The following is an 8,639-nucleotide window of genomic DNA, read 5'->3' on the forward strand; positions in this document are numbered from 1 at the left end:
GTCCGGCCCGGCACGCCGCCCGCGACGCCCTCGCCCGCGCGGACGGCGCGCGCCGTGCGCGGCGCGGCGAGGGAGCACAGGAAACAAGTGGGCAGGAACGGTCCACGGCATAGTGCGAGAAGAGGGGACCGCCACGTGACGGACACAGCACCCAATCCGCTCCGGGATCCGCGGGACAAGCGGCTGCCACGTGTGGCCGGGCCGTGCGTGCTGGTGTTGTTCGGGGTCACCGGGGACCTGTCGCGCAAGAAGCTGCTTCCGGCCATCTACGACCTGGCCAACCGGGGCCTGCTGCCGCCCGGGTTCTCGCTGGTGGGCTTCGCCCGCCGCGACTGGGACCACCAGGACTTCCGGCAGATCGCCTACGAGGCGGTCAAGCAGCACGCGCGCACCCCGTTCCGCGAGGACGTCTGGAACCACCTGTCGGAGGGCATGCACTTCGTCCCCGGCGAGTTCAACGACCCCGGCGCGTTCGACGCCCTGGCCATGGCGGTCAAGGAGCTGGACACCAGCCGCGGCACCGGCGGCAACTACGCCTTCTACCTGTCGATCCCGCCGAAGTTCTTCTCGACGGTGACCGAGCAGCTGCAGCGCAGCGGCCTGGCCGAGCGGTCGGAGAACTCCTGGCGGCGGGTCGTCATCGAGAAGCCGTTCGGGCACGACCTGAAGTCGGCGCAGGAGCTCAACGACATCGTGCACCGCGTCTTCCCCGAGGAGTCGATCTTCCGGATCGACCACTACCTCGGCAAGGAGACCGTCCAGAACATCCTGGCGCTGCGGTTCGCCAACACGATGTTCGAGCCGATCTGGAACCGGTCCTACGTGGACCACGTGCAGATCACCATGGCCGAGGACATCGGCATCGGCGGACGCGCCGGGTACTACGACGGCATCGGCGCCGCCCGCGACGTCATCCAGAACCACCTGCTGCAGCTGCTCGCGCTGACCGCGATGGAGGAGCCGACCTCGTTCAGCTCCGAGGCCGTCCGCGCTGAGAAGGCGAAGATCCTGTCGCAGGTGCGGCTGCCGGACGACCTGTCGCTGGCGACCGCGCGCGGCCAGTACGCGGCGGGCTGGCAGGGCGGCGTGAAGGTGTCCGGCTACCTGGAGGAGGAGGGCATCCCCCAGTCGTCCACCACCGAGACCTACGCCGCGGTCAAGCTGGAGATCGACAGCCGCCGCTGGGCGGGCGTGCCGTTCTACCTGCGCACCGGCAAGCGGCTGTCGCGCCGGGTCACCGAGGTCGCGCTGGTCTTCCAGCAGGCCCCGCACCAGCCGTTCTCCCAGACCGACACCGAGGAGCTGGGGCAGAACGCCCTGGTCATGCGGGTCCAGCCGGACGAGGGGATCACCGTCCGGTTCGGATCGAAGGTGCCCGGCACCTCGATGGAGATCCGCGACGTGAACATGGACTTCGCCTACGGCGAGTCGTTCACCGAGTCCTCCCCCGAGGCGTACGAGCGGCTCATCCTGGACGTGCTGATCGGCGACCCGCCGCTGTTCCCGCGCCAGGAGGAGGTCGAGCTGTCCTGGCGGATCCTCGACCCGGTCGAGGAGCACTGGGCGGAACGCAAGAAGGTCGAGCAGTACAAGTCGGGCGGCTACGGCCCCGACGGCGCGGACGAGATGATGGCGCGCGACGGCCGCGTCTGGAGGCGGCTCTAACCCATGAACATTGATCTCACCGACACCACCACCCGCCGGATCCAGGAATCGCTGACCCAGGCCCGGCACCTGATGGGCGGCCCGGCCGTCGGCATGGTGCTGACCCTGATCATCGTCACCGACGAGTCGGCGCAGTACGACGCGGTCCGGGCGGCGACCGAGGCGGCCCGCGAGCACCCCTGCCGGGTGCTGACGGTGATCTCGCGGGACGCGCGCGGCAGTTCGTCCCGGCTGGACGCCGAGATCCGGATGGGCGAGACCGGCCCGGGCGAGACGGTCCTGCTGCGCATGTACGGCCCGCTCGCCGAGCACGCCGACTCGGTCGTCGTGCCGCTGCTGATGCCGGACACGCCCGTGGTCACCTGGTGGCCCGGCGGCCGGGTCCCCAAGGTCCCGTCGGGCGACCCGCTGGGCGCGCTCGCCGCGCGCCGGGTGACCGACTCCTACGCGGCCCGCGACCGGCTCGGCACGCTCGCCCGGCTCGCCGAGGTGTACCGGCCGGGCGACACCGACTTCGGCTGGACCCGGATCACCAACTGGCGGTCGCTGCTGGCGGCTGCGCTCGACCAGGACCACGACGAGATCACCGTGGGCGAGGTCTCGGCGGAGCCGGACAGCCCGTCCGCGGAGCTGCTGGCGGCCTGGCTGGAGGTGCGGCTCGGCATCCGGGTCGTCCGCACGGTGTCCGACGGCCCGGGCATCACCGGCGTCCGGCTGACGACCAGGAGCGGCGACATCGAGGTGTCGCGGCACGACGGGCGGGTCGCGACGCTGTCGCGTCCCGGGCAGCCGGACCGGCAGGTCGCGCTGCACCGCCGTCCGATGGCCGACCTGCTGGCCGAGGAGCTGCGCCGGCTCGACCCGGACGAGGTCTACCAGGACGCGGTGACCCGGTTCGCCAAGGACCTCACGGCCGCGACCACGCCGCAGGGGCCGGCCGACACGGGCGGCGGCGGCACGGACGGCGGCACGGGCGACGGCGCCGACAAGGGCTCCGACAAGGGCGCGGCCGGCCGCGCGGGGGCCGCGAAGAAGGCGGCGCCGGGCAAGCGGTCGGGGTCGGCCAAGTGAGCACGCCGACCGTCCTGATCCACCGCGACCAGGAGCTGCTGGCCAAGGCTGCGGCGGCCCGGCTGGTCACCCGGATCGTGGACGCGCAGGCCGCGCGCGGCAGCGCCTCGGTGGTGCTGACCGGCGGCGGGGTCGGCACGGCCGTGCTGGCCGCGCTGAACGCCACGCCCGCACGGGACGCGATCGACTGGCGCAAGCTCGACATCTGGTGGGGCGACGAGCGGTTCCTGCCGACCGGCGACCCGGAGCGCAACGAGACCGGCGCGCGCGAGGCGCTGCTGGACCACGTGGACCTCGACCCGGCGCGGGTGCATCCGATGCCCGCGACCAACGGCCCGGACGGCGCCGACCCCGAGGCCGCCGCCGCCCGCTACGCCGAGGAGCTGCGCCGCGCGGCGCGTCCGGAGGACCACGGACCGGTGCCGTCGTTCGACGTGCTGATGCTGGGCGTCGGGCCGGACGCGCACGTCGCGTCGCTGTTCCCGGGCATGCCGGCGCTGTACGACGAGCGTCCGGTGGTGGGCGTGCGCGGCGCGCCGAAGCCGCCGCCGACGCGCATCTCGCTGACCATGCCGTCCCTACGGGCGGCGCGGGACGTGTGGGTGCTCGCGGCGGGCGCGTCGAAGTCCAAGGCCGTCCGGCTGGGGCTGTCGCCCGAGGCGGGTCCGGTGCAGGTGCCGGTGGCGGGCGCGCGCGGACGCCGTTCGACGCTGTTCCTGCTGGACCGCGCCGCCGCGGCGGAGCTGCCGCCGGGCATCGAGCGCATCGCGTCCCCGTGACCTGACCACCCGCACCCGTCGGAGCGAGAGCCGCGCCGCGTTGGCGCGGACGTGGAGCCGCGCCTCGGGGGGGCGTGAAAGTGAGAGCCGCGCCCTGCGGGGCGTGGACGTGGAGCCGCGCCTTGCGGGGCTCGGAAGTGAGAGCCGCGCCCTGTAGGGGCGTGGCTCTCTCGCGTTCATCCACAGAATTCCGTTCGGTCTTTTGTCCCGTGGGCACGTGCTTACCCTGGACTCGACGCGACGGGGAGGTAACGCGTGGGCAGGACGATGAAGGGCGTGGTGTCGGCGGCGGCGTTGTCGCTGGTGGTCGCGGGTTGCTCGTCCGGCGGCGGGGCGTCCGACGGGCATGGCGGGAAGGGTGACGCTCCCCCGCTGACGAGTCCGACGGGCATGGCGGGAAGGGTGACGCTCCCCCGCTGACGATCACTCCGGCCAACGGCGCGCAGCAGGTCGAGCCCGACCGGCCAGTGGTCGTGAAGGCCACCAAGGGCAAGCTGACCGACGTCTCGGTCGCCGACGCCAAGGGCCGCAAGGCCGAGGGCACGCTGTCGCCGGACGGGCGGACCTGGCAGACGTCCTGGGGGCTGACGCCCGGGGCGACCTACACGGTGACCGCGCACGGCGACGGCGGCAAGAAGGGCACGGTGACGTCCACCTTCACCACGCTCGCCGCCAAGCGGAAGCTGGAGAGCGGGCTCGCGCCGCTGAACGGCGAACCGGTCGGCGTCGGCATCCCCATCCAGCTGATGCTGAGCCGCGACGTGGCGACCAAGGCGGGAAAGCAGGCGGTCGAACGCTCGCTGGAGCTGCGCACCTCGACGCCGGTCACGGGCGCCTGGTACTGGATCAGCGACCGGGAGGTCGACTTCCGGCCGAAGGAGTACTGGCCGTCCGGCACGAAGGTGAAGCTGGTGGCGCACCTGTCCGGCGTGAAGGCGGGCACCGGCCTCTACGGCGTGAAGGACCGCACGCTCGCCTTCACCATCGGCGCGAAGCACTACACGAGGATCGACGCCGAGACCCACGAGGCGAAGGTGTACAAGGAAGGGCGGCTGGTCCGGACGCTGCCGGTCAGCCTGGGCCGTCCGGGCGACGACAGCTACACCGGCATCATGATCGCCCAGGAGAAGGACGCCCACATCATCATGGACTCGGCGACCACCGGCGACCCGGGCGCGTACAAGATCCCGACGGACTGGAACGTCCGCATGACCTACAGCGGAACGTTCGTCCACGCCGCGCCGTGGTCCACCGGCGCGCAGGGCAACGCCAACGTCAGCCACGGCTGCGTGAACGCCGCCCCCTCGGACGCCAAGTGGTTCTTCGACTTCACCAACCGCGGCGACATCATCGAGGTGACCGGCACCTCCCGCAAACTCCGCTTCGGCAACGGCCCCACCCCGTGGGCGAAGTCCTGGGAGGACTGGCTCCAGGGCAGCGCCCTCGGCCAGCCCGTCACGACGGCTCCCCTCACCTGACCCCCGCCCCGCCCCGCCCCGGCCCGGCCCGGCCCGCCACGAGGATGCCGAGGACTCCGCGCGAGCGGACGAGAAGCCTGTCCGCTCGCGCGAAAAGAGGGTAGCCCGCACGGACGGGGACGGACTTGGGGCGGGCGAGTGAGGACGGACTCGGCGCAAGCGGTGAGGAGGAAGGCGGCACGAGCGGGCGAGGAGCAGGCCGTAACGAACGGGTGAGGTGGGAACCGGAGCAAACCGGTAAGGAGCGAGCCGGAGTGGACCGGTGAGGCGGGGTCTGGGCTCAGATGGCCGCGACGGCGTCGATCTCGACGAGGCAGCCGGGGTTGAGGCCGGCGACGACGTGGACGGTGATGGCGGGCGGCGGGTTGCGCGGGTCCCAGATCTCCTGGAAGGCGGCGTAGCCCTCGTTGAACGAGTGCCCCTCCACGACGGCGATGCGCCAGTGGACGATGTTCGCCAAGGTCGCGCCCTCGCTCTCCAGGATCGTCGCCAGGTTGCGCAGCGCCTGCCCGGCCTGCTCGGCGACCGTGGGGCCGACGACCCGGCCGTCCGGGCCGACGCCGTTCTGTCCGCCGACGTAGATGGTCCTGGCGGGCTGCTCGACCACGACGGCCTGGCTGAAGGCGGGGCTGCGGTGCAGGCCCTCGGGGTTGATGTGCCGAACGCTCATGGGATGGCTCTTTTCTGAAACCGGTTGAAGCGGTGTCTTGGGACACCAGTTATAGTGGTTTCATGCGAGCGCGCACAACCGGACGGGTCCTGCACGACCCCAAGGGCGGGTCATTTCGGTTCGACGCCGGGGCCGTCTGCCTCGACTTCGCCCATACGGGCGGCGAAGGCCGGTACGCGGTCTTCGAGAGCCTTCACACCCCCGAAGACCTGGCCGAATGGCTGGCCGCGCCGCCCCTGTCGGCCGTCCTGACCGTCCCGGCGACGGACGCGGACCTGGGCGCGGCCAAGTCCCTGCGGCAGGCCGTCTGGGTGGTCGCGCACGCCCGAGCCGACGGCGAGGCGCTGCCCTCCGACCAGGTGGCGGTCATCAACGCGGCAGCGTCCGCCCCTCCCCTGGCCCCTCGGCTGAGCGACGACGGGACCTCCGCGGACTGGGCCGCGCCGGTGACCGTGACACAGGCGCTCTCGACGCTGGCGCGGGAGATGGTCGAGCTGCTGACCGGGCCCCTCGCCGACCGCTTCCGCGAATGCGCGAGCGACAACTGCCCGCTGGTGTTCGTCGACTCGTCCCGTCCCGGCGCGCGCCGCTGGTGCTCCATGGAGCGCTGCGGCAACCGCAGCAAACTCCGCACCCACCGCGCCCGCCGCACAGGAAGCGCCTGAGCACGGCCCCCCAGAGTCGCCGGAAACTGGCCCCCGAGCCCCGAGCCCCGAGGACCACGGTAGAGACGTCGCGAGACGGCGTACGTGCATCAAGGCGATCGCCGCCGACCGTCCAGTGGCGGTCGAATCAAGGGGACGTTCGGGTGTGGGGGGCGTGTGGGGGGACGTCTGAGGTCGGCGGCGGTCGAGCCGAGCAGGCGAACGGGCGCGGGTGAGCGTGTAGGGAGCTGAGGTCAGCGGCGGGCGACCCGAGCGGGCGTCCGGGTGTGGGTGGGGCGGGGACGCCTTGGTCAGAGGCGGGCGGAGTGGAGGACTTCGTGTTGCCAGGCGTTGCGGGGTTGGGCGTGGAGGCGCCAGTAGTGCTCGGCGATGTCGTCGGGGTCGAAGTCGGTGCCGGGTGCGACCGGACCGTCGATGGTGACGCTCGCCGCGTGCACTCCGGCCTCGCCGTACTGCCGGTCGATGAGGTTGACCAGGGTCCGGACGCCCGCCTTGCCCAGGGAGAGGCTGACGTACTCCGGCTTCGGCTCGGGCATCCCGCCGGTGATCAGGAACGTGCCGCCGCCGCGTGCGGCCATGGCCGGGGCGAGGTGGGCGGCGGCGTTCGCCGCGCCGACGACGTTGACGGCCCACGCGTCCATGTGGTCGCGCACCGACAGCTCGCCCAGGGCGTCCGGGCGGATGAGCGCGGCGTTGTAGACGACGGCGTCCGGGACGCCGTGCTCCGCGACGGCCTTGTCGAGCGCGGCCTCCAGAGCCGTCCTGTCGGTGGCGTCGGCCGTGAGCGCGGCCACCGGGACGCCGCTGGACGCGAGCGCCTCGGCCGCCGTCCGGACGGTCTCCGCGCCGCGGGCGAGCAGGGCGACCGGCAGCCCTTCGGCGGCGAACCTGCGCGCCACGGCCTGTCCGACTCCCGGCCCCACCCCGATGATCACTACACCGGACATCGGCGTCCCCCTCCGTTCGTGTCGTTCCGGGGCGACCGTAGATCGTGACATCAATGTGAGGGTCAAGCGCGCCTACCGGGGATCGACCAAAGTCGATGGGTGGGCGACCGATGGCGGCTCGCCGGGTGCGGGACGGATCGGTAGCGTCGGACGGGTGAGAGGCGGACGGCTGGTCCGGGAGTGGACCGGCGACATCGGCGTCACGCTGTTGACGGCCCTGGCGGCGCTGGTCACGGTCGGGCTGTCCCAGGCCGACCAGCCGAGCCAGAACAGCGCCTCGGCGCAGACGCGCGAGCTCGTCGTCGGGCTGCTGTGCTGCCTGGCGGTGCTGGTGCTCCGGCGGCGCTTCCCGGCCGCGCTCGCGGTGGGGCTGACCCTCGCGCAGTTCCTCGGAGCCGCCGCGTACGGGGCGGCGGCGGTCGCGCTGTTCAGCGTCGCGGCGCTGCGCCCGTGGCGGGTCGCGGTGCCGATCGCGCTGGCGCAGACGGCGGTCGTGTGCGGGCTTATGGCGCTGGTCGCCACCGACCGGCAGAACTGGGTGGAGGGCGCGGTCGTCTTCACGCTCGCGCACGCCGTCCTGGTCACGGCCGGGATGCTGCGCAGGTCGCGGCGGCTGCTCGTCGAGTCGCTGCGGGAGCGCGCCCGGCAGGCGGAGGAGGGCCAGCGGCTGCGCGTCGAGGAGGCCCGGCTGCTGGAGCGGGAACGGCTCGCGCGCGAGATGCACGACGTCCTGGCGCACCGGATCTCCCTGCTCGCCGTCCACGCCGGGGCCCTGGAGTTCAGCCCGGACGCGCCGCGGGCGCAGCGCGACGCCGCCGGGATCATCCGGCGCGGCGCCTACGAGGCGATGGAGGACCTGCGCGAGGTCATCGGTGTGCTGCGCACCGTCCCGGAACCGTCGGACCCCGCCCCCGAACGTCCCCAGCCGACACTGGCGGACCTGCCGTCCCTGGTCAGCGAGGCCCGGAACGCCGGAGACCGCGTGGAACTGGACGACCAGGTCTCCGGCCACCTGGAGACGGACGACCAGGTGGCAGGGCGCGCGGAACGTGACGGCCGGATGGCAGGCCGCGCGGGACTGGACGGCCGGATGGCGGGCCACGCGAAACTGGACGGCCGGGTAGACGGCGCCGCAGGGAGCGGCCTGGCCCTAGCCATGCGGGACGGGAACACACCCGCGTCCGCCCGAGACGGCGCAGCCGACGAGAGGGGCGCGGCGGACGCAGACGGACCAGCCGACGCGGACGGCGCGGGAAGCCCGGCCAACGCAGATGGCGCGGACGGCGCTGACGGCCCGACCAGCGCGGGCGGCCCGAGCGGCGCGGCCTACGCGGGTGGCGCGGACGGCGCGGCCTACGCGGGCG

The 8,639-nt window shown here is 73.1% G+C and carries 9 protein-coding genes; 6 read left to right on the forward strand and 3 right to left on the reverse strand.

Annotated elements, in window-relative coordinates:
- Positions 1 to 135 precede the first annotated feature (135 nt).
- From zwf to pgl, 3 genes are read left to right on the forward strand one after another with little or no spacing between them, the layout of a single operon-like run.
- Positions 136 to 1,665, forward strand: a complete 1,530-nt coding sequence (gene zwf, locus DZF91_RS16630) for a glucose-6-phosphate dehydrogenase (protein ID WP_117358372.1) — start codon at positions 136 to 138, stop codon at positions 1,663 to 1,665.
- A gap of 3 nt (positions 1,666 to 1,668) precedes the next feature.
- A complete protein-coding gene (locus DZF91_RS16635) occupies positions 1,669 to 2,736 on the forward strand; it encodes a glucose-6-phosphate dehydrogenase assembly protein OpcA (RefSeq protein WP_117358373.1) in 1,068 nt (355 codons plus the stop codon).
- Positions 2,733 to 3,515 carry a 6-phosphogluconolactonase gene (gene pgl, locus DZF91_RS16640; protein ID WP_117358374.1) on the forward strand — a complete coding sequence of 261 codons (783 nt, stop codon included), beginning with the start codon at positions 2,733 to 2,735 and terminating at the stop codon, positions 3,513 to 3,515. The genes DZF91_RS16635 and pgl overlap by 4 nt, the downstream gene beginning before the upstream one ends.
- Before the next feature lie 221 nt (positions 3,516 to 3,736).
- On the opposite strand, the gene DZF91_RS42115 is transcribed toward pgl, so the two are convergent.
- A complete protein-coding gene (locus DZF91_RS42115; protein WP_235834351.1) occupies positions 3,737 to 3,907 on the reverse strand; it encodes a hypothetical protein in 171 nt (56 codons plus the stop codon).
- Between the two features lie 81 nt (positions 3,908 to 3,988).
- Here DZF91_RS42115 and DZF91_RS16645 point away from each other — a divergent pair, with 81 nt between their 5' ends.
- Positions 3,989 to 4,993, forward strand: coding sequence for a L,D-transpeptidase (locus tag DZF91_RS16645; protein WP_235834352.1), 1,005 nt, complete (start codon positions 3,989 to 3,991; stop codon positions 4,991 to 4,993).
- A 280-nt stretch (positions 4,994 to 5,273) separates the two neighbouring features.
- Here DZF91_RS16645 and DZF91_RS16650 read toward each other — a convergent pair whose 3' ends face one another.
- Positions 5,274 to 5,663, reverse strand: a complete 390-nt coding sequence (locus tag DZF91_RS16650; protein WP_117358375.1) for a RidA family protein — start codon at positions 5,661 to 5,663, stop codon at positions 5,274 to 5,276.
- 62 nt (positions 5,664 to 5,725) lie between these two features.
- Between DZF91_RS16650 and DZF91_RS16655 the strand changes: the two genes are divergently transcribed.
- On the forward strand, positions 5,726 to 6,328 hold the full coding sequence (locus tag DZF91_RS16655) for a CGNR zinc finger domain-containing protein (RefSeq protein WP_117358376.1): 603 nt from the start codon (positions 5,726 to 5,728) through the stop codon (positions 6,326 to 6,328).
- 290 nt (positions 6,329 to 6,618) lie between these two features.
- On the opposite strand, the gene DZF91_RS16660 is transcribed toward DZF91_RS16655, so the two are convergent.
- Positions 6,619 to 7,275 carry an SDR family NAD(P)-dependent oxidoreductase gene (locus DZF91_RS16660; RefSeq protein WP_117358377.1) on the reverse strand — a complete coding sequence of 219 codons (657 nt, stop codon included), beginning with the start codon at positions 7,273 to 7,275 and terminating at the stop codon, positions 6,619 to 6,621.
- A 154-nt stretch (positions 7,276 to 7,429) separates the two neighbouring features.
- On the opposite strand from DZF91_RS16660, the gene DZF91_RS16665 reads away from it, so the two are divergent.
- Positions 7,430 to 8,639 (forward strand): sensor histidine kinase (locus tag DZF91_RS16665; RefSeq protein ID WP_158587960.1); only part of this gene is annotated, 1,210 nt, incomplete at its 3' end.

Origin of the sequence: Actinomadura logoneensis, from assembly GCF_003428695.1 — a bacterium.
Lineage (GTDB): Bacteria > Actinomycetota > Actinomycetes > Streptosporangiales > Streptosporangiaceae > Spirillospora > Spirillospora logoneensis.

Bases quoted from the DNA above. Each gene is read 5' to 3' on its own strand.
- DZF91_RS16635 (WP_117358373.1), top strand. From the start codon at position 1,669: ATGAACATTGATCTCACCGACACCACCACCCGCCGGATCCAGGAATCG.
- DZF91_RS42115 (WP_235834351.1), bottom strand. From the start codon at position 3,907: ATGCCCGTCGGACTCGTCAGCGGGGGAGCGTCACCCTTCCCGCCATGC.
- DZF91_RS16655 (WP_117358376.1), top strand. From the start codon at position 5,726: ATGCGAGCGCGCACAACCGGACGGGTCCTGCACGACCCCAAGGGCGGG.
- DZF91_RS16660 (WP_117358377.1), bottom strand. From the start codon at position 7,275: ATGTCCGGTGTAGTGATCATCGGGGTGGGGCCGGGAGTCGGACAGGCC.
- DZF91_RS16650 (WP_117358375.1), bottom strand. From the start codon at position 5,663: ATGAGCGTTCGGCACATCAACCCCGAGGGCCTGCACCGCAGCCCCGCC.